We start from the raw sequence: 18,980 nt of genomic DNA on the forward strand, positions 1-18,980 counted from the left end.
CCGGCCAGCGCTCTGCCTCAGATTCGAGTTGGGCCCGAGGAGCACAATGATTCTAGTGTATTGAGAAATGCCGGATGATAGCCTAGTGTCTCAATCAACAAGGATCGTTGTGCTTGGGGTCGCGGTGTGGCACGAATCCCTATTGAACAGGACATCGGGGGCATGCGTTTCTTCCAACGAGAGACTATTCATACCCCAGTGCTATTCGAGTCATGTCTTTTTCCATCGTTCGCCTCCCTCGACGGCACAAATACCACCCAGCCGACTCATGGAACGGCAACGCTCATGGCCGTTATCGCATGATCGTTGAAAAGGCTCTGGTTGTCGGCTACGGATCGGTGGGCCAAAGGCATGCCCGTCTATTGGCGGATCGTGACATCAAGGTGGCGGTGGTGAGTCGCCGCCCCGGTGTTTTCCACCTCCAGTTCGTCGATCTGCGCGATGCCTTGGCTCAATGGCGACCGAATCTTTTGGTCATCGCCAGCAAGACCCACGATCATGGAACCGATATCGACACGGCAGCGGATGCCGGATTTGACGGATTGGTGCTCGTGGAAAAACCGATATTGAACCGCCCCGTACCGTTGCCCGAGCACCGTTTCTCCGACCTGCGGGTGGGCTACAATCTGCGATTCCATCCGGTGATCCAGGGGCTGCGCCGCTGGCTTGTCGGGTCCAAGATCCTCGGTTGCCAGATTCATGCGGGCCAGTATTTGCCCGACTGGCGTCCGGGAACCGATCACCTGGCCAGCTATTCCGCGCACCACCAACAAGGCGGTGGCGTGCTGCGCGATCTCAGCCACGAGCTTGACCTGATCCTGTGGCTGTTCGGGCCCTGGAAACGGATGACCGCCTTGGGTGGGCGCCATGGCGACGTGACCGTGGATAGCGAGGATTCCGCATCCCTATTGATCGAAACAGATATCTGTCCCAACCTGTCGCTGCATATGAACTATCTGGACCAGCCACCTCGACGCACCATCTCTGTGCAGACCGATGAAGGAACCGTTGTGGCGGACTTGGTCGCTGGAACCTTGGCCGGAACCCGCTTCGAGGTGGCACGGGACGATACCTATCGGGCCCTGCACGAGGATATCCTGACCCATGGCGGCCAGGCCTGCGACGGCACCGAAGCCCTGGCCGTCACCGAGACCATCGCCGCCGCCGAACAGGCCATGGCCGAAAAACGATGGATTACCCGATGAAGCGCCTTTGCAGCATCTGTGCCCGGGCCGGAAGCAAGGGTGTCCACAACAAAAACCTTCGTATGCTCGAAGGCCGCCCGTTGATCGCCCATACCCTGGAACAAGCCTTGCAGTCGGAGTTGTTCGACGCCGTGGCGGTCAGCAGCGACAGCTGGTTGATCCTCAAGGTGGCGCAGATCTGGGGCGCGACGCAATTGGTGGCACGGCCGGACGACATGGCCGGAGACAACGCGGACAAATTATTGAGTATCCGTCATTGCGCTGAGATCGTCGAAGGCCGGTTCGGTCATCCGTTCGATACCTATGTGGATCTGGACGCCACCTCGCCGCTGCGGTCGGTGGATGATATCCGCCAGGCCGTCGAGCAATTCGAATCCTCTCCCTGCGGCAACTTGATCAGTGGCACCCCGGCGCGCCGGTCCCCCTATTTCAATCTGGTCGAGCCCGATGAACAGGGTTTTGTCCACCTGTCCAAGAGTCCCGACCAGCCCTTTGTCCGCCGACAGGATGTGCCCGCCTGCTATGATCTCAACGCCTCAATCTATATCTGGAACCGTGAAACCATGTTTTCCGCCGATCCAAGGGTCATCCGCGACGATACCGGGCTTTACGTGATGCCCGAGGAACGGTCGGTGGATATCGACACGGAACTGGATTTCCGGCTGGTGGCCAGCCTTTTTCAAGAAAGGAAACGGAAGCAATGAGCGACCTTTTCCGCCTGGAGGGACGTGGCGCGCTGGTGACTGGCGGGGCCGGGATCCTGGGACAGCATTTTTGCCGGGGTCTTGCCGAAGCAGGGGCTCGGGTGGTGGTTGCCGACCTGGACGGCGCGGCGGCCCAAGCCCTGGCCAAGGACATCCCGGGCGCCCTGGGCCTGGAGTGCGACGTTTCCAATCCGCAATCAGTGGCGGAATGCGTCCATCAAGCCGTTGCCCATTGCGGAAGCCTGCGGGTCTTGCTCAATAATGCCGCGACCAAAACCGCCAGCTTCGACACCTTCCTCGCGCCATTCGAGGATTACAGCCTGGAAACCTGGCGCGAGGTCATGGCGGTCAATATCGACGGCATGTTCCTGATGGCTCAGGCGGTGGGCAAGCACATGCTGGAGACCGGGAATGGCGGCGCCATCATCCAGACCGCCTCCATTTACGGCATTTCGGCCCCCGACCAACGGATCTATGAAGGATCCGAATACATGGGCAAGCGCATCAACACCCCGGCGGTTTATGCGACCTCGAAGGCGGCGGTGGTCGGCTTGTCCCAGTATCTCGCCACCTATTGGGCCGACGCGGGGATCCGGGTCAACACGCTTGTTCCGGGCGGCGTGGAAAGCGGCCAAAACGACGCCTTCAAGGCTGCCTATACGCAACGGACTCCCTTGGGGCGCATGGCCAGGGCCGAGGAAATGGTCGGGGCGGTAATCTATTTGGCGTCCGATGCCGCATCCTATGTCACTGGCCAGACCCTGGCCGTGGACGGTGGCTGGACGGCCTGGTAGCCGCGGCTATTTGCCGCCGATCTTATGCAGGCGCCATTTGACCCTCAGACCGTTGCCGTCCAATGCACCGGCCACAACGATCTGATGGCTATTGTGGGTTTCTCCCCGGCGGTCCATGTAAAGGCTGCCTTCCAGGCTCACCGGCCCGCCATCGGCCAAAAACCGCCAACCGGCACCGCGCGGCACCTTGAGCAACGCGGCCTGTCCGCCCTCTACAAGCGAAACCTGAACCCTGGGATGCAAATGGAATCGCAGGGCGAAGCGCTCCCCGCCGGGGCCTTCCAACAGATCCTCGCCGCGCATGTCATCGCCATCGCCGGACAAATAGAGCATGCGATGGTGATTGAGCTCGAATATCGGTTCGTATCCGTCGTGAGATGCCTCCACCAGGATACAACGATCCTGTTGGTGGTGGCGGGATGGCACGGTATCTGGACGGCGCCGTCCCAAGCCGCCAGCGGCAATCAATTCCGACGAATTGGTATCCTCGACCACAAGGGTGCTATGGGCAGCGGTGGCGCGCAGGGCCCGGTTCCAGGCGTTTTCCGGATGGGGATGGGCGCCGCAATTGACCACCAGCCGATGCTTTCCGGCACTCATCTCGAAGGACAGGGTTCCGGCATGGGCCGTATGGTCGTTTCCCGGCGGCGGCGGTGGTCCTGCATCCATGATCACACAGGTCCGCCCGGCATAGAGTCTGTGAAATCCGCTATGCGGCGCATGGGCCAACGGACGACCGCGCACATCGGCCTGAGCCAACAGGGCGGCGATTTCGTCGGCATCCCCTTCGGTCCCACCATTGAAGCGGGCCAAAGTCCCATCGCCCAACAGGTATCCCCGCACCGCGGGGGCTGCTCGATCGATCGCCCTTTGCAAGGCCGATGGAACCTCGCTTTGGAAGGCCACTAATACAGACCGGATCTCCACCAACGCCTTCAACACCTCGAACAATGCTTCGGGTGAGCGTTCCAGGTGACCGCCATCGGCCAGGATCTGGCGCTCCGCCTGTTCTTCCAAAAGGGTCAGGCCGGTTTCGAAACTGCGTTTTTTGGGGAGGGACAGGCCCGTCAAGATCAATCCCTTGGCGGCGGAAAAGGCTCCCCGCCCCACCGCCGCGCGGGGTGCTACCCGACGGAGATGACGCACCTGACGCCCGATACAGGCCATCAACAGGCCGGGAAACTCCGCCGAGGCCCCCGAGACAAGGTATTCATAGGACATCAACCAGTTGGCCAGCCGCTCGCCGACCACTTCGGGGCGCCAGGCAAAAGAATCGTAGCGGCCATGGTGGGTCACCCATATCTCGATCAGGCCGCGCGCGGTCTCTCGGGCCTGGCCCGTGCCGACGGCGCGCAGGTCCCGCAACCAGCCGAATTGATGACAGGCCAGGGCGGCGCTGCGGTCACCGCCCCCCGTCGGCCAGGGGCCCGGGGTCAGGGTCACCGCGTCGCCGCCAAGCAATGGCAAAGCCCCATTCAAGATCGCTTGACCGCGGGCCGGATCACCGAGCCAAGGGTCCGGTGGTAACTGCTCCAACGTGTTTGGAACACGGGTACCCAGCGTCCATTGATACAGGAACGACTGGTACAGTCGGTCCCGCAACCGGGGAGCCTGGGAAGGGGTATCCTGGTCCGAGGGCGGCACGGGCGATGGGTCTCCGAACACCAGTCTGGGGTGTCTGACAGGTAACAGGTTCGTCACCCGCTGGCAACGAGGCAAAGTAGGCGGCTCAGTCGAGCTCGAAGGCATCCTTGTAGTCGCGCAACAAGGCCGGATCCTGGTCCGCCTTGCGCAACAAGCAGTTGCCAACCACCAGAAGGTCCAACTCGGTACCCATGAAGCAATGGAATGCGTCTTCGGGTGTGCAAACGATCGGCTCGCCACGCACATTGAACGAGGTATTGACCAGGACCGGACATCCGGTCAGGTCCTTAAACCGGGTCAACAGCGCGTGATATCGCGGGTTGGTCTCGGCATGCACCGTTTGAATGCGAGCCGAGTAGTCCACATGGGTGACCGCCGGAATATCCGAGTGCGGCACATTCAACTTATCGATCCCGAACAGGGCCTGTTCCGCTTCGGACATTTCCCGCCAGCGCTGTTTATTCACCTGATCCACCAGCAACATGTAAGGGGAATCCCCATCCAGCTCGAACCAGTCGGCCACGTCCTCGCGCCGCACGGAGGGCGCGAAGGGGCGGAAGCTCTCACGATATTTGACTTTGAGATTCAGGGTTTTCTGCATGGATGGCGAGCGCGGATCGCCGAGAATTGAGCGCCCGCCCAAGGCGCGGGGGCCAAATTCCATACGGCCCTGCATCCAGCCCACGGCCTGTTCGTCGGCCAGGGCCTCGGCGGTACGGGTCATCAGGGTCTCGTCGTCCAGACACTCGAACCGGGCCCCGGCAGCACTCAGCCGATTTTCAATGTCTGATTGCTCGAAGGCCGGGCCCAGGTAGGACCCGCGCATGGCGTCACCGTCACCGGAAACCACACGCGGTTGATCCTTATGCAGGTGATACGCCGCCAACGCGGCGCCCAGTGCCCCTCCGGCATCCCCCGCAGCGGGTTGAATCCACAAATGGGGGAAAGCACCATCGCGCAGCACATGACCATTGGCGACACAGTTCAATGCCACCCCCCCGGCCAGGCAGAGATTGGGGATCCCGTATTCCTTGGCGAGGGCGCGGGTCATGCGCAGCATCACCTCCTCGGTCACCTTCTGCACCGAAGCGGCCAGATCCATGTGAAACTGTTCCAGCGGATCCTGGTCGGGGCTCCGGGGCGGACGACCAAACAGGGCATGGAACCTGTCGTTGGTCATGCGCAGGCCGGTACAATAGTCGAAATAGGACTGATCAAGCCGGAAGCTGCCGTCTTCTTTCACATCAATCAGGTGCTCAAGGATTGTGTCGGCATATTGGGGTTCGCCATAGGGGGCCAATCCCATGACCTTGTACTCGCCGGAATTGACCCGGAAACCGGTGTAATAGGTGAACGCCGAATAGAGCAGCCCCAATGAGTGGGGAAAATGGATTTCCTTGACCACTTTCAAGTCGTGGCCGCGACCGATGGCCACCGACGTGGTGGCCCATTCGCCGACTCCGTCCATGGTCAATACCACCGCCTCATGGAACGGCGAGGGGTAGAACGCCCCGGCCGCATGGCTCAAGTGATGCTCATTGAACAACAGTTTGTTCGCCCAATCGAAATCCGGGTCGAACTTCTTGCATTCCCGGGCCAGCAAATCCTTTTGGAACAATTTCTCCCGCAACCATACCGGCATGGCCAAACGGAATGAAGCGAACCCCCGAGGCGCAAAGGACAGGTAGGTTTTCAGCAGCCGTTCGAACTTCAACAAGGGCTTGTCATAGAAAGTGACGAAATCCACATCGCTTAGAGCGATTCCCGCCTCGTCTAGGCAAAAGGAAAGGGCTTCACGGGGAAAGCCTGCGTCATGTTTCTTGCGGGTGAAGCGTTCCTCTTGCGCCGCGGCGACAATACGACCGTCCTCGACCAGGGCGGCGGCGCTGTCGTGATAGAAGGCGGAAAGGCCCAGGATGCGCATGGAAACCGGTTCCTAGATAGTCTCAGCGATAAGCGGGCCTCCAACGGCCCCCAACCGGACCTTGGACAAAGACGGCCTTCTCCTTGGACTGATCATTCCTTGCCCTCGTCAATACTGCTTGTTCATGGATGCCCCACCGTGAGCGGGCGGCTTGCGGTCGATCCAGTAGGTCCGCGCATGGGGGTCCAGGCGACGATGCAAGGGGTCCCTTGCGAACAGCCGCATGAGCAATGCGATCGGTAAAATGGTGGTAAGGAAAAGCAATCCCATGACGATTGGGCTGACGATCCCGACGGACGGATCGGCGCCGTCATCAACTTCATCACGCGGCGCCGGGTTTTTTTGCGGATCGTTTGCCCTGGCCATGAACGTTTCCTGGATCGAAAAAGGAAAGGCTCACGGAGCCTTTCCGCTATGTACTATGCGCGGAATGCGGGGTAAAGGCCTAAGGAGCCCGTAAACGGGCGGCAAAAAACCCGTCCATACCCGCCTGGTCGGTCAGATGGCAGGGCAAGGTCCGCAGATCACCTTCGGCGCTCAGACATTCCGACAGGCCGCCGATCTCGGTCGGCTGAATGGGCTGGCGTCGCAGATCCGAGCCGCTTTCCATTAGCGCCGCAATGCGCTGCTCTCCCTCATCGGCCAGCAGGGAGCAGGTGCAATAGACCAGAGTGCCCCCGGGGGCCAGCATGGCCCGTGCGGCGTTCAATAGCCGGTCTTGCAAAGCGACCAGCTTGGCCACGTCCGCCGGGCCCCGGTGATGGGCCACATCCGGATGGCGGCGCAGGGTGCCGGTGGCGGAACAAGGCGCATCGAGCAAAATGGCGTCGAAAGGTGTTTCGGGTCGCCATTTGGCCGCGTCGGCGATCACCATATCGGCCTGCAAATTCACCCGCGCCAGATTGTCACCCAGACGCTTCATGCGGTTTTCCGAACGGTCAAGGGCCGTGACTTGAGCGCCAGCGGCGGCCAGTTGCAGGGTTTTACCGCCTGGCGCCGCGCATAGATCCAGTACGCGTTTCCCCGTCACGTCGCCCAGCAGCCGCGCCGGCAGAGCCGCCGCCGCATCTTGTACCCACCAGGCCCCCTCGGCATAGCCAGGCAATTCGATCACCGCGCCGCCTAACGGGCGACGGACCGACCCGGTGGACAGGACCTGACCATCCAACCGACCGGCCCAATGGGCGGCATCGGCCTTGACCGACAGATCCAGAGGGGGTTCGGTCAAATGGGCCTCGGCAATGCGGCGGGCGGTGTCTTCGCCGAAATCCCGCACCCAGGGCTCCCATAGCCAGTCCGGGGTATTCAGCCGGGCACTGTCCTGGGCCGCCAGCCAGCCCGCGCCCTCACGGGAAATCCGGCGTAGCACGCCATTGACCAGGCCCTTGAACCGGCCTCGGGAGTGGGTCGCTGCCAGCTCCACCGCCGTGGAGACCGCCGCGTGGGGGGCTGTCTCGATGAACAACAGTTGCGCCGTGCCAAGGCGTAACAGATGCCCAATGGCTTTTTCCTTGGCGGGCAAGGGCCGTTCCAGGCAGTTGCCGAGAATGAAGTCGATCTGCCCCAGCCGACGCAACGCGGTGGCCACGATCAGCCGGGCAAAAGCCCGGTCCCGGCCATCGAGAGAGGCCAGGCCCGGCGCGTCGCCGAAGGCTTCCTCCAGCGGTCGGTTGCGGTCCAGGACGGCGGCGAATACGGAGAGCGCGATTTCCCGGCTCTGGAGTGAGGTGGATGTCATGGGCCGTTCATGCCCCATGGCGAGGGAGGGCGCAACCCGAATGATTGTTTTCAAAAACCCGAACGGTTTTTTGTTGCCCCTCGCCGGGCGCGGGTTGCGCCCGCTTGGCCGCCGCCTCAACGACGGTTGATCGTCCGACGGATCCTTTAAACCAGCGGCACGAAGGACACCGGCAGCATATTGTGGCGGATCAGGCCGCCGTCCGGCTGTTTGCGCGCCACCACCAGCCATTGAGTCTCCCACTTGCGGCCGACCGGGACCACGAGACAGCCACCAGGCTTGAGCTGGTCGCCCAGGGCACGGGGAAAATAATCCGGTGCGGCGGTAACCATGATGCCGTCGAACGGCGCCGCTTCGGGCCAGCCTTGGGCGCCGTCACCGATGCAAAGGGAAACATTGTTCAGACCCAGGTCATCAATCAGCAAGGTTCTTGCCCGATCGGCCAGCTTGGTCACCACCTCGACGCTATGAACATGAGCCGCCAGCCGGGCCAACACCGCTGTCTGATAGCCGCTGCCTGTGCCGATCTCCAGCACCCGGCTTTCCGGGGTCAGATCAAGCAGGTCGGTCATCAAGGCGACCATATAGGGCTGCGAGATGGTCTGTCCCGATCCGATGGGCTGCGGGCGGTTGGCATAGGCCGCGGCCCGGCCTGCCTCGGGCACGAACCGATGGCGCGGCACAAGAGCCATGGCCCGCATCACCCGGGGCGAGAATTCCGGGCGATCCGTATAGCGGGCCGTCTGACGGGCGTCGGCCTCGATCTCGTCGAGCATCCGCCGCCGGGCCCGGTCCCTTTGCGGGTCATGGTCCGGTGGCTCGGTCAGCGATGCCTCCTGATCAGTGTTGGTGAGTTTTCACCTTGTGCCGTTGCCTTTGATGATATTCCTTGATTTGCCGCCGGGCTGCCTCGAAAGCGTCGCGTACCGCGATGAAAATGTCTTCGTGCTCCTGCTTGTCATTGGCGTCGCGCTTGACAATAATTTCCTTACCGGGCACGGAGATATCCAGGCGGACATGGTACAGGCGTCCCTGAGAATGGTGCTTGTGTGGCGATTCCACCAGCACCCGACAGGCGGTGATCCCGTCGTGAAACTGTTCCAATTTCGCCACTTTTTCCCTGATTTTTTCCTCTACCGCATCGGAGTGTTGCAAGCCTCTGAAGGTAATCTGCAATGGAATCTGCATCAGGCTCTCATCCCTTATTTTGTTGGCCTTATCCTGTTCATCGGTAACGGGAAATTGTAACGCCTGCGAAGGAGTCTCCCCAAGAGAAAATCGCTTGTTCACCAAAGGGGTTGCATCCCGGGCCCAGTGGCCGCATATCAACGCCCACTCGGGTCTAATCAATAGGGAGCACCATAAGAGTCATGGCCAAGGAACAACGGACCTTCCAGGCGGAAGTCAGCAAACTGCTCGATATCGTCGCCCATTCGCTTTACTCCAACCGCGAGATCTTTCTGCGCGAGTTGGTGTCCAACGCCTCGGACGCCTGCGACAAGCTGCGCTACGCGGCCTTGACCGATGACTCTTTGTTGGATGGCGAGGCCGATTTTCAGATCCGTCTGAGCGTCGATGCGGAAGCCAAGACCCTGACCGTTTCCGACAACGGTATCGGCATGAGCCATGACGAGTTGGTAGAAAACCTGGGCACCATCGCCCGTTCGGGCACCCAGGCCTTCGTCGAGGGGCTGTCTGGCGACGAGAAAAAAGATTCCAACCTGATCGGCCAGTTCGGCGTCGGCTTCTATTCCTCGTTCATGGTTTCCGACAGCGTCACCGTGGTCAGCCGCAAGGCGGGCGAGGACGCGGCCTGGTCCTGGACCTCCGACGGTCGCGGCGAGTTCACCATGGACGAGGCCCAAAAAGACGGGCGCGGCACCACCATCACCCTGACCCTGAAGGAAGACGCGGTCGAATATCTGGAAGAGATGCGCCTGCGTACGGTGATCAAAACCTATTCCGACCATATCGCCGTGCCGGTGATCCTGGAAGGCACCCAAGGCGCCGAAGGCGAGGAGGCCGAAGACCAGACCCTCAATACCGCCTCGGCCCTTTGGACCCGCTCCAAAAGCGAGATCACCGAGGAGCAGTACAAGGAATTCTATCACCATGCCGCTCATGCCTTCGATGAGCCCTGGCTGACCCTGCACAACAAGGCCGAGGGCGTGGTGGAATACACCAATCTGCTGTTCGTTCCGGCCAGCAAGCCCTTTGACCTGTTCGATCAGGAACGCAAGTCCAGGGTCAAACTTTACGTCAAGCGGGTGTTTATCACCGACGACTGCGAAGACCTGCTGCCGCCCTATCTGCGGTTCCTGCGCGGCGTGGTGGATTCTCAGGATTTGCCGCTCAACGTCAGCCGCGAGATGCTACAGGACAATCCGGTGCTGGCCAAAATCCGTACCGGACTGGTCAAGAAGATCCTCGCCGAGTTGTCCAAGAAAGCCGAAAAGGCCCCGGAGGAATACGCCACCTTTTGGGACAATTTCGGCGCCGTGCTCAAGGAAGGCATCTACGAGGATTTCGCCAACAAGGACAAGGTGGTCGAGCTGGCCCGCTTCCACACCACGAAGGGCGACGACATGCGCAGTTTGGCCGACTATGTGGCCGACATGAAAGAGGGCCAAGAGGCCATCTACTACATCACCGGCGAGGATTTGGATTCCGTCTCCCAGAGCCCGCAGTTGGAAGGATTCAAGGCCAAGGGCATCGAAGTGTTGCTTCTCACCGATCCCATTGATGAATTCTGGCTGCCCGCCGCCGGAACCTATCAGGAAAAGGAGTTCAAGTCGGCGACCAAATCCGGCGTGGACTTGGACCAGGTCGATGGCGAGACAAAGGACGGCGAGGACAAGGCCGAGGACAAGCCCGACACCCCGGCCCTGGACAAGCTCATTGCCCAGTTCAAGGTCGCCCTGGGCGAAACGGTCAAGGATGTGCGCCCATCGCACCGATTGACCGATTCCGCCGTCTGTCTGGTGGCCGATGCCGATGACATGGATATGAACATGTCGCGACTGCTGCGCCGCCATCAACGGCTGGATCAGGAAACCCCGCGTATCCTGGAACTCAACCCGGGCCATAGCCTGGTGAAAAAGCTCACCGCGCTGGCCGAGGCCGATCAATCCAAGGCGCTGATCGACGACGCGGCCTTCTTGCTGCTGGATCAGGCGCGCATCGTCGAAGGCGATCCGATCCCCGACCCGGCGGCCTTCTCCCGCCGCATGGCGTTGGTGATGGAGAAGGGGCTGGGATAGATCCCGGATAGACCGCTTCCCACGACAACCCAGACAGCGCGGCGGACTTTCGCCAAACAATCCGTTGCAATTCCCGCTGTATTGGGCAAAGTGCGGCCCCATGCAGATCCATAGCTCCCGCCCGCGCATATCCGCCTTGCTCGGTCCGACCAATACGGGCAAGACCCACCATGCCATGGAGCGCATGCTGGGCCATGCGGGGGGGATGATCGGCTTTCCCCTGCGGCTGTTGGCGCGGGAAAACTACGAGCGCGCCGTGGCCATCAAGGGCACCGGACAAGTGGCTTTGATCACCGGCGAGGAAAAGATCGTTCCGGCCAATCCGCGCTATTTCCTTTGTACGGTCGAGGCCATGCCCACCGACCGCATGGTGCCCTTTTTGGCCATCGACGAAATCCAGATGTGCGCCGATCCGGACCGGGGACATTTGTTCACCGACCGGCTGCTGCATGCCCGGGGTCTCGACGAGACCATGTTCATGGGCGCCGAGACCATCGCACCGCTCTTGCGCAAGCTGGTGCCGGACATCGAGATTTCCTCCCGGCCGCGCTTTTCGACCCTGAGCTATACCGGCCCACGCAAGCTGACCAAGCTGCCCCGACGCTCCGCCGTGGTCGCCTTTTCCGCCGCCGAGGTTTATTCCATCGCCGAGCTGATCCGCCGTCAGCGCGGCGGCGCGGCGGTGGTGCTGGGCGCCTTGAGCCCGCGCACCCGTAATGCCCAGGTCGGCCTTTATCAGGCGGGCGAGGTGGAGCATCTGGTGGCCACCGACGCCATCGGCATGGGGCTGAACATGGATGTGGATCATGTGGCCTTCGCCCAGATCCGCAAGTTCGATGGCCGCATGCCACGACGACTCAATCCGTCGGAAATGGCGCAGATCGCCGGACGCGCCGGACGGCATATGAATGACGGAACCTTCGGCGTCACCGAGGACGTCCGCGATCTGGAACCGGAATTGGTGGAGCGGTTGGAAAGTCATCGCTTCGATCCACTAAAGGCCATTTTCTGGCGCAATGCGAACCTCCGCATGACATCGGTGGAGGCCTTGCAAAAGAGCCTGACAAAGCGCCCCGACGCCCCGGGCCTGATGCGGGCCCGTCCGGCGGACGACGAGTTGGCGCTGACCGCCCTGGCGCGCGACGAGGACTTGCTCAAACGCGCCGACCATCCCGACCGGGTGGCGCTGCTCTGGGAGGTCTGCCGCATTCCGGATTTTCAAAAGATCATGAGCGAATCACACACCCGGCTGCTGGGCACCATCTTTGGCCATCTGACCGGGCCGGAAGAACGCATCCCCGCCGACTGGGTGGCCGAGCAGGTCAAGCGCATCGACCGGCTGGATGGGGATATCGAGCATCTGGTTCAGCGCATCGCCCATGTGCGCACCTGGACCTATGTGTCCCATCGGGGCGACTGGTTGGCCGATTCCGCCCATTGGCAGGGATTGACCCGGCAGGTGGAGGATCGCCTGTCCGACACCTTGCACGAACGGCTGACTCATAAATTCGTCGATCGGCGCACCTCGGTGCTGTCGCGGCGGCTCAAAGACAGCGATTTTCTCGAAGCGGCGGTGGCCGGAGACGGACGGGTACTTGTGGAAGGCCATTTCGTGGGTAAACTGGACGGATTCCGCTTTCAGCCGGATTCCGCCGCCGGGGCCCTGGCCCAACGCACCTTGTCCGGCGCCGCGCTGAAAGCACTCAAGGGGGAGATTATCCGACGCATGGAACGCCTGGAAAAAGACGAAGACGCCTTCATCGCCCTGCAACCCGACGGGGTGGTCACCTGGCGCACCATGCCGGTGGCGCGGCTGGCCAAGGGGGACGACCCCCTGCATCCGCGCCTGGAACCCCTGCCCAGCGAGCTTTTGGAGGCGTCCCAGCGCGAGCGGCTGAAAGGCCGCCTGGAGACCTGGGTCGCGGCCCATATCGCCACCAAGCTGGACCCGCTGACCAAGCTGACCGAGGCGGATCTGCCTCAGGCCGCGCGGGGCATCGCCTTTCGGGTGGTGGAGCATTTCGGCGCCCTGCCCCGCCGCTTGGCGCGCGAGCAGATCAGCGCCCTGGACAAGGAAGACCGACGGGCGTTACGCGAAATGGGCCTGCGCATCGGCCGCGAGGCGGTGTTCGCGCCGATCCTGCTGAAACCGGCGGCGGTCAACCTGCGCGCCCTGCTGTGGAACCTGTTCAACGGTGCCGACCATCAACCGCCCGCCGACGGCCGCATGTCGGTACCGGTGGATAGCGTCATTCCCATAGCCTTCTACGAGGCCATCGGCTATCGGCCCCTGGGCCCGCTGGCCGTGCGCATCGACATGGTGGAACGCATCGCCGGCAAGGCCTGGGATCTGGCCCAGGAAGGGGTCAAGGGCGAATTCGCCATCACCCCCGAGCTGTTGTCCCTGGCCGGTTGCTCGGTGGACGTGATGGCGGAAATCCTCAAGGCGCTGAGCTATCGCGCCCGGGAGGTAATGCCGGAGGACCTACCCCAACCGGAGGCCAAGCCGGAGCCGGAGGCCAAGCCTGAGACCACACCGGAGGCAGAATCGACGCCGGAAATGCCTGCCGAGCCCGCCAAGGCGGAGACTCCCACCCCCGTCCAAGCCGCGCCGGAAACGAGCCCGGAAATCCCAGAAGAACCCAAGGAAGAAGAACCCAAGGAAAAAGCCCCCGAGGAACCGCCCAAGCCGATCTTGCTGTTCCGCTATCAGCGGCCCCGTCCGTCCGGGCCGCGCAAGCCGCGCGATGATCGGAGCGAGGCGGGTGGCGCGGATCGTCCCCGCCATGGCAAGCACGAGGGCAAACGCGACCACAAGCCACGTGGCGACAAACCTCGGGGTCCGAAGAAGCACGACAAGCCCAAGCCGCCGCCCCGGGCGCCCAAGCCGGAAAAACAGCCGGACCCGGATTCACCCTTTGCCATCCTCAAGGATCTGATTAAGTGAGTGACGGCGGCCCGTCGCTTCGGGTCGATAAATGGCTATGGCAGGCGCGGTTCTTCAAGAGCCGCACCCTGGCGGGCAAGTTCGTCCAGACCGGCAAGCTGCACATGGACGGCGAGACGGTGACCAAGGCCCACCACCTGGTGCGGCCGGGCGATGTGCTGACCTTTCCCCAAGGCCCGCACATGCGGGTAATCCAGATCCTCGCCCTCGGCACCCGGCGAGGCCCGGCGCCGGAGGCCCGGACCCTCTACGAAGACCTGGCCCCGCCGCAACCCAAGGCCAAACCCGGCGACAATCCGGATCTGCCCGCCCCTGTCGCGCTACGCGAACGGGGCTCTGGGCGACCGACCAAGACGCAACGCCGAGCTCTGGACAAGCTCCGGGAGTGGGATTAGCTCCCCATCTTGGCCTGCATGCGGCAGCCCTGCGAAAGGCTTTAGGCGGCACGGAGCATCTGGTCGATCATGCTGAGATAGAGCGCCGTTGCGGACGTTGAGAGGTGCAGGGATCGGGACTAATCCACGATATTCGCGGGACTCGGCGCCCCAAGGGTGCCTATGATTGCCTTTGATCATTCCGTTGAGGAGATCCCCCATGTCCAAGAAACATCCGATTATCGCTGTCACGGGGTCCTCCGGGGCCGGAACCAGCACGGTTAAAGATGCTTTGGAACATATCTTCAAGCGTGTCGGCGCCCGCGCCGCGATCATCGAGGGCGATAGCTTTCACCGCTATGACCGGGCGCAAATGAAGATCGAACTGCAAAAAGCCAAGGAGGAGGGGCGCAATCTCAGCCACTTCGGCCCCGACGGCAACCTGTTTGACAAGCAACTGGAAACCTTTCGCCAATATGGCGAAACCGGTCAAGGCCAACGGCGGCACTATATCCACAATGAGGAAGAGGCCCATTACTTCGGGGGCGAACCGGGGACCTTCACCGATTGGGAGCCGATCCCGCCGGAAACGGATCTCATGTTCTACGAAGGCCTGCATGGGGGCGTGGTGGCCGAGGGCATCGATATGGCCCGAGAGGTGGATTTGCTGATCGGGGTCTGCCCGACCATCAACCTGGAATGGATTCAAAAGATCAACCGCGACATGTCCGAACGGGGCTACGACCAGAAAACGGTGACCGAAACCATCCACCGGCGTATTTACGACTACATGCACTACATCATGCCGCAGTTCTCCCACACCCATATCAATTTTCAGCGTATCCCGCTGACCGACACCAGCAACCCCTTTTGCGTCACGACCATCCCGACGCCGGATCAGAGTCTGGTACTGATCCATTTCGTTTCGCAAAAACCCAGCGTCGAATACAAGCTACACCTCAAGGGCCTCATCGACGGCACCATGATCACCGGCTTTAACACCCTGGTCATCCCCGGCGGCAAATTCGCCTATGCCCTGGAGCTCATCCTCACCCAGCGGGTGGTGGAGTTGTTGAAGCATCGCGCGGATGTGGAGGGGGGGCTGTAGGGACTCTATCCCCGCCGAAACACCACCACGAAATTGTTCGCCGGCATCTCGATACGTTGCTCCAGCGTCAGCCCGTGCCGGGTGGCCACATGGGCCACCTCGCCCAGATCCCGCACGCCGAAATCCGGGTTCAGCCCCTTCAGCCAGCCTTCGAACGCCTCGTTGCTGGGCGCGGTCTGTTTTCCGTCGATGCGGTAGGGGCCGTAGAGAATCAGCGGTGCGCCTTCGGCCAGGATCGACCCGGCGCCGCGCATCAATGCCTCGGTGCAGGCCCAGGGCGAAATATGGATCATGTTGATGCAGAGGATGGCGCCGGCCCGGTCGATGGGCCAAGGATCGGCCATGACATCCAGTATCAGCGGCGGGCGGACGTTCTTGTGCGCGGCGGTTTCGGCCCAGGCGGCAATGCTCGGCAGGTTGTCCGGGTCCAGGTCCGAGGGCTGCCAGGTCAGATCCGGCAGGGCGTCGGCAATGAAGGGGCCGTGCTCGCCGCTGCCCGCCGCGATTTCCAATACCAGGCCCTGAGCGGGCAAGATGTCACGGATGGCTGCCAGGATGGGTTCCCGGTTGCGGGCGGTCGATGGGGAATAGCGGCGCGGGTCGTTGGCATCGGATGGTGTTTTCATGGCTGTCAACCTGGACCCTGTACGGCTGAAATTCAAGGGCTTGAGCGCACCCGGTGGCTGTGATAGGCAGAGCCATGCTTGATCGTATCCGCCGCCTGTTTGCCGCTCCGGCCAATGACAACGCCGATGAGCTTGATCTGCCCGAAGCCGTTGCCGCGCTTTTGGTCTATGCCGCCCATGCGGACGGGACCTTCGAGGCCACCGAGCGCGAGACCGTCGCCCGGCTGCTGGCGCGCCGCTTCGAGTTGGATGCTCCTCAGGCCGAAGCCTTGATCGAGTCCGCCGATCTGCGGGTCGGAGAGTCGGTGGAGCTGTATGGATTTACCCGCGCCGCCAAGGATGCCATGACCCACGAGGAGCGCCTCGATCTGATGGAAATGATGTGGGAAGTGGTGCTGGCCGATGGGGTGGTGGACGATTTCGAAGCCAACTTGATGCGCCGCCTTGCCGGTCTCATCTATGTATCCGATCGGGAAAGCGGCGAAGCCCGACAGCGCGCCGCCGAAAACCTGGACTAAGAAAGACGTGTTTTTCTCTGGAGAGCCTGAATGACCTATATCGTTATCGAGAACTGCATCAAGTGCAAATACCAAGACTGTGTGGAAGTCTGCCCGGTGGACTGCTTCTATGAAGGCGAGAACTTCCTGGTCATTCATCCCGACGAATGCATTGACTGTGGCGTCTGCGAACCGGAATGCCCGGCCGAGGCCATCGTGCCCGACACCGAGGACGGGGTCGAGGAATGGCTCGAAATCAATACCAAGTACGCCGAAATCTGGCCCAATATCACCCGCAAGGGCGATGCTCCCGCCGATGCGGCCGATTGGGACGGCAAACCCGACAAAAAAGCTCTTCTGAGCACGAAACCGGGGGCTGGAACCGGCGAAGGATGACCATTTTAGCGCCAGTTGGTCATCGGATCGTAACTGGAGCCTGTTATTTAGCCTAATTCTGTGCTATAAGATCAGCAGCCGGTCCCCTGGGGCCGGCGTTGGTTGTTGGAGGCCCGAGCAGTTCAGGCCCGAGTCTCCGGGGGACAACCGCCTTATATATTTGGACCCGATGGGACATGGTTTCGTGCTTTTTTCAGTGCGAGGCTTAGCTTTTGTCGGCTTTGATTCTGTCGATGCTCTTGAGACGACAGATGCGAGTTTGAAGATTGGAGACGAGAATATGCCCAAGCAGGACGCGGCCTTCACCACCGGCGATTTCGTCGTTTACCCAACCCACGGCGTGGGCAAGGTGCTCGGCATCGCCACCGAGGTGATCGCCGGCTATGAATTGCAGTTGTTCGTTATTTCCTTTGATCAAGAGCGCATGACCTTGCGCGTGCCGGTGACCAAGGCCGGAACCTCCGGCTTGCGCAAGCTGAGCTCGAAAAAAATCATGGATCAGGCACTGAGCACCTTAAAGGGCCGCGCCCGCGTCAAACGTACCATGTGGAGCCGCCGCGCCCAGGAGTACGAGGCCAAGATCAATACCGGCGACCCGGTCTGTATCGCGGAAGTGGTGCGCGACTTGCACCGCAACGTCGGTCAGCCGGACCAATCGTTCTCTGAACGGCAGATCTATGAAGCCGCTCTGGATCGTTTGGCCTGCGAATTCGCCGCCATCGAAAAGATCGACAAGGACAAGGCAACCGAGAAACTGGAACAGGTTCTCACCGCCGCCTGATCCGCGGATCATAGACAAAAATCGTAAAAGACGGTCGCCATGGGGGCGGCCGTCTTTTCTCGATTCCGGCATGGTGCTACAACTGTCCTTCAAGGACGAATAAAAGCAGGATCCAGGCATGGCGGGCAAGATGGGCTCGGAGGCCGATTGGTTCACGCAGTTACCCGCCGAAGGGCGGCGCTGGGCGGTGGGCGCGATCCATGGCGACCTGGGAAAGCTGCGCGCCTTGCACGCGGAACTGAAACAACGCTTGGGGCCCGATGACGGTGTGGTCTATCTGGGCAATTACTCCGGCTATGGGCTGGAAGCTGTCGAAACGCTCAACGAATTGCTGACCTTCCGCCGCTGGATCATGGCCCGCGAGGGGGCCCAATGCCGCGACGTGGTGTTCCTGCGCGGCATGCAAGAAGAGATGTGGCACAAGCTGCTGCAAATCCAATTCGCCCCCGACCCGCGCGGCATTCTCATGTGGATGCTCGACCGGGGCATCGGCCCAACCATCCAGGCCTATGGCTCCACGGTCAGCGAGGGCCTGAAACGGGCCGAAAGTGGCCATTTGGCCCTGGCCCAATGGACCAGCCGCCTGCGCGACGCCCTGCGCGGCCACGATGGTCACAATGCCTTGATGAGCGCCCTGCGCCGGGCCGCCTACACCACCGATGGAGAGATGCTGTTCGTCAATGCGGGCATCGATCCGGACCGGCCTCTTTCGGCGCAAACCGACAGTTTCTGGTGGGGTGCCCGGGGCTTCGATGCCCTCAACGGACCATTCGAGGGCTACGTCAAAATCGTTCGCGGCTTTGATCCGGCCAACAAGGGTTTGGACCTGGATGGCGACCACAAAGCCAGCATTGACGGCGGCTGTGGTCGCGACGGCAGTTTGGCCGCCGTCTGTTTCGCCTCGGCCCATCAAATCGTCGATCAGATCGAAATATAGTTCTTATTTCTTAGGGTATCGTTTGTGGCATGTTAAAGTTTCCCC

The 18,980-nt window shown here is 61.6% G+C and carries 18 protein-coding genes; 11 read left to right on the forward strand and 7 right to left on the reverse strand.

Translation table 11 applies throughout. The features are described from left to right. The first annotated feature begins 299 nt into the window (after positions 1-299). Genes MGMAQ_RS17830 through MGMAQ_RS17840 form a run of 3 tightly spaced genes read left to right on the forward strand, consistent with a single transcriptional unit; the run spans position 300 to position 2,703 of the window. Entirely contained in the window at positions 300-1,205 is a 906-nt protein-coding gene (locus MGMAQ_RS17830) for a Gfo/Idh/MocA family protein (RefSeq protein ID WP_046022608.1), read from the forward strand. Continuing rightward, positions 1,202-1,909: a cytidylyltransferase domain-containing protein gene (locus tag MGMAQ_RS17835; protein ID WP_046022609.1), complete on the forward strand. Its 708-nt coding sequence runs from the start codon at positions 1,202-1,204 to the stop codon at positions 1,907-1,909. The genes MGMAQ_RS17830 and MGMAQ_RS17835 overlap by 4 nt, the downstream gene beginning before the upstream one ends. After that, a complete protein-coding gene (locus MGMAQ_RS17840; protein ID WP_046022610.1) occupies positions 1,906-2,703 on the forward strand; it encodes an SDR family oxidoreductase in 798 nt (265 codons plus the stop codon). The genes MGMAQ_RS17835 and MGMAQ_RS17840 overlap by 4 nt, the downstream gene beginning before the upstream one ends. Before the next feature lie 6 nt (positions 2,704-2,709). Here MGMAQ_RS17840 and MGMAQ_RS17845 read toward each other — a convergent pair whose 3' ends face one another. From MGMAQ_RS17845 to MGMAQ_RS17870, 6 genes are all read right to left on the reverse strand, one after another. Continuing rightward, positions 2,710-4,347: a heparinase II/III family protein gene (locus tag MGMAQ_RS17845; RefSeq protein ID WP_052716529.1), complete on the reverse strand. Its 1,638-nt coding sequence runs from the start codon at positions 4,345-4,347 to the stop codon at positions 2,710-2,712. An 85-nt stretch (positions 4,348-4,432) separates the two neighbouring features. Continuing rightward, complete coding sequence (locus MGMAQ_RS17850; protein WP_046022611.1) at positions 4,433-6,271, reverse strand: carbamoyltransferase; 1,839 nt, start codon at positions 6,269-6,271, stop codon at positions 4,433-4,435. A gap of 108 nt (positions 6,272-6,379) precedes the next feature. After that, entirely contained in the window at positions 6,380-6,637 is a 258-nt protein-coding gene (locus tag MGMAQ_RS17855) for a hypothetical protein (protein WP_052716530.1), read from the reverse strand. A gap of 79 nt (positions 6,638-6,716) precedes the next feature. After that, positions 6,717-8,009, reverse strand: a complete 1,293-nt coding sequence (locus tag MGMAQ_RS17860; RefSeq protein WP_046023510.1) for an RsmB/NOP family class I SAM-dependent RNA methyltransferase — start codon at positions 8,007-8,009, stop codon at positions 6,717-6,719. Positions 8,010-8,155: 146 nt separating this feature from the next. Then, positions 8,156-8,785 (reverse strand): protein-L-isoaspartate(D-aspartate) O-methyltransferase, encoded by a 630-nt coding sequence (locus MGMAQ_RS17865; RefSeq protein ID WP_046022612.1) that lies wholly within the window; start codon positions 8,783-8,785, stop codon positions 8,156-8,158. Positions 8,786-8,849: 64 nt separating this feature from the next. Then, positions 8,850-9,299: an HPF/RaiA family ribosome-associated protein gene (locus tag MGMAQ_RS17870; RefSeq protein WP_371258371.1), complete on the reverse strand. Its 450-nt coding sequence runs from the start codon at positions 9,297-9,299 to the stop codon at positions 8,850-8,852. Positions 9,300-9,379: 80 nt separating this feature from the next. Between MGMAQ_RS17870 and htpG the strand changes: the two genes are divergently transcribed. From htpG to MGMAQ_RS17890, 4 genes are all read left to right on the forward strand, one after another. Then, positions 9,380-11,269 carry a molecular chaperone HtpG gene (gene htpG / locus MGMAQ_RS17875; RefSeq protein ID WP_046022614.1) on the forward strand — a complete coding sequence of 630 codons (1,890 nt, stop codon included), beginning with the start codon at positions 9,380-9,382 and terminating at the stop codon, positions 11,267-11,269. A gap of 100 nt (positions 11,270-11,369) precedes the next feature. Beyond that, entirely contained in the window at positions 11,370-14,216 is a 2,847-nt protein-coding gene (locus MGMAQ_RS21570; protein ID WP_046022615.1) for a helicase-related protein, read from the forward strand. Then, positions 14,213-14,611: an RNA-binding S4 domain-containing protein gene (locus MGMAQ_RS17885; RefSeq protein WP_046022616.1), complete on the forward strand. Its 399-nt coding sequence runs from the start codon at positions 14,213-14,215 to the stop codon at positions 14,609-14,611. Before MGMAQ_RS21570 ends, MGMAQ_RS17885 begins: the two co-directional genes overlap by 4 nt. Positions 14,612-14,810: 199 nt before the next feature. Continuing rightward, the gene (locus MGMAQ_RS17890) at positions 14,811-15,698 is read left to right on the forward strand and encodes a phosphoribulokinase (protein WP_046022617.1); all 888 of its coding nucleotides are present in this window, start codon (positions 14,811-14,813) and stop codon (positions 15,696-15,698) included. A 5-nt stretch (positions 15,699-15,703) separates the two neighbouring features. On the opposite strand, the gene MGMAQ_RS17895 is transcribed toward MGMAQ_RS17890, so the two are convergent. Then, the gene (locus MGMAQ_RS17895) at positions 15,704-16,324 is read right to left on the reverse strand and encodes a DUF938 domain-containing protein (RefSeq protein ID WP_046022618.1); all 621 of its coding nucleotides are present in this window, start codon (positions 16,322-16,324) and stop codon (positions 15,704-15,706) included. A 74-nt stretch (positions 16,325-16,398) separates the two neighbouring features. Here MGMAQ_RS17895 and MGMAQ_RS17900 point away from each other — a divergent pair, with 74 nt between their 5' ends. From MGMAQ_RS17900 to MGMAQ_RS17915, 4 genes are all read left to right on the forward strand, one after another. Next, the gene (locus tag MGMAQ_RS17900; protein WP_046022619.1) at positions 16,399-16,842 is read left to right on the forward strand and encodes a TerB family tellurite resistance protein; all 444 of its coding nucleotides are present in this window, start codon (positions 16,399-16,401) and stop codon (positions 16,840-16,842) included. Between the two features lie 30 nt (positions 16,843-16,872). Continuing rightward, the gene (gene fdxA, locus MGMAQ_RS17905; protein ID WP_046022620.1) at positions 16,873-17,217 is read left to right on the forward strand and encodes a ferredoxin FdxA; all 345 of its coding nucleotides are present in this window, start codon (positions 16,873-16,875) and stop codon (positions 17,215-17,217) included. A gap of 280 nt (positions 17,218-17,497) precedes the next feature. Beyond that, positions 17,498-17,998 carry a CarD family transcriptional regulator gene (locus MGMAQ_RS17910; RefSeq protein WP_046022621.1) on the forward strand — a complete coding sequence of 167 codons (501 nt, stop codon included), beginning with the start codon at positions 17,498-17,500 and terminating at the stop codon, positions 17,996-17,998. Between the two features lie 118 nt (positions 17,999-18,116). Next, positions 18,117-18,935: a hypothetical protein gene (locus MGMAQ_RS17915; protein ID WP_046022622.1), complete on the forward strand. Its 819-nt coding sequence runs from the start codon at positions 18,117-18,119 to the stop codon at positions 18,933-18,935. Positions 18,936-18,980 lie beyond the last annotated feature (45 nt).

This window comes from Magnetospira sp. QH-2 (assembly GCF_000968135.1).
GTDB lineage: Bacteria > Pseudomonadota > Alphaproteobacteria > Rhodospirillales > Magnetospiraceae > Magnetospira.

Coding starts and splice junctions, on each gene's coding strand:
- htpG (WP_046022614.1), top strand. CDS start 9,380: ATGGCCAAGGAACAACGGACCTTCCAGGCGGAAGTCAGCAAACTGCTC.
- MGMAQ_RS17830 (WP_046022608.1), top strand. CDS start 300: ATGATCGTTGAAAAGGCTCTGGTTGTCGGCTACGGATCGGTGGGCCAA.
- MGMAQ_RS17855 (WP_052716530.1), bottom strand. CDS start 6,637: ATGGCCAGGGCAAACGATCCGCAAAAAAACCCGGCGCCGCGTGATGAA.
- MGMAQ_RS17850 (WP_046022611.1), bottom strand. CDS start 6,271: ATGCGCATCCTGGGCCTTTCCGCCTTCTATCACGACAGCGCCGCCGCC.
- MGMAQ_RS17890 (WP_046022617.1), top strand. CDS start 14,811: ATGTCCAAGAAACATCCGATTATCGCTGTCACGGGGTCCTCCGGGGCC.
- MGMAQ_RS17910 (WP_046022621.1), top strand. CDS start 17,498: ATGCCCAAGCAGGACGCGGCCTTCACCACCGGCGATTTCGTCGTTTAC.
- MGMAQ_RS17900 (WP_046022619.1), top strand. CDS start 16,399: ATGCTTGATCGTATCCGCCGCCTGTTTGCCGCTCCGGCCAATGACAAC.
- MGMAQ_RS17835 (WP_046022609.1), top strand. CDS start 1,202: ATGAAGCGCCTTTGCAGCATCTGTGCCCGGGCCGGAAGCAAGGGTGTC.
- MGMAQ_RS17865 (WP_046022612.1), bottom strand. CDS start 8,785: ATGCTCGACGAGATCGAGGCCGACGCCCGTCAGACGGCCCGCTATACG.
- MGMAQ_RS17915 (WP_046022622.1), top strand. CDS start 18,117: ATGGCGGGCAAGATGGGCTCGGAGGCCGATTGGTTCACGCAGTTACCC.
- MGMAQ_RS21570 (WP_046022615.1), top strand. CDS start 11,370: ATGCAGATCCATAGCTCCCGCCCGCGCATATCCGCCTTGCTCGGTCCG.
- MGMAQ_RS17860 (WP_046023510.1), bottom strand. CDS start 8,009: ATGACATCCACCTCACTCCAGAGCCGGGAAATCGCGCTCTCCGTATTC.
- fdxA (WP_046022620.1), top strand. CDS start 16,873: ATGACCTATATCGTTATCGAGAACTGCATCAAGTGCAAATACCAAGAC.
- MGMAQ_RS17895 (WP_046022618.1), bottom strand. CDS start 16,324: ATGAAAACACCATCCGATGCCAACGACCCGCGCCGCTATTCCCCATCG.
- MGMAQ_RS17840 (WP_046022610.1), top strand. CDS start 1,906: ATGAGCGACCTTTTCCGCCTGGAGGGACGTGGCGCGCTGGTGACTGGC.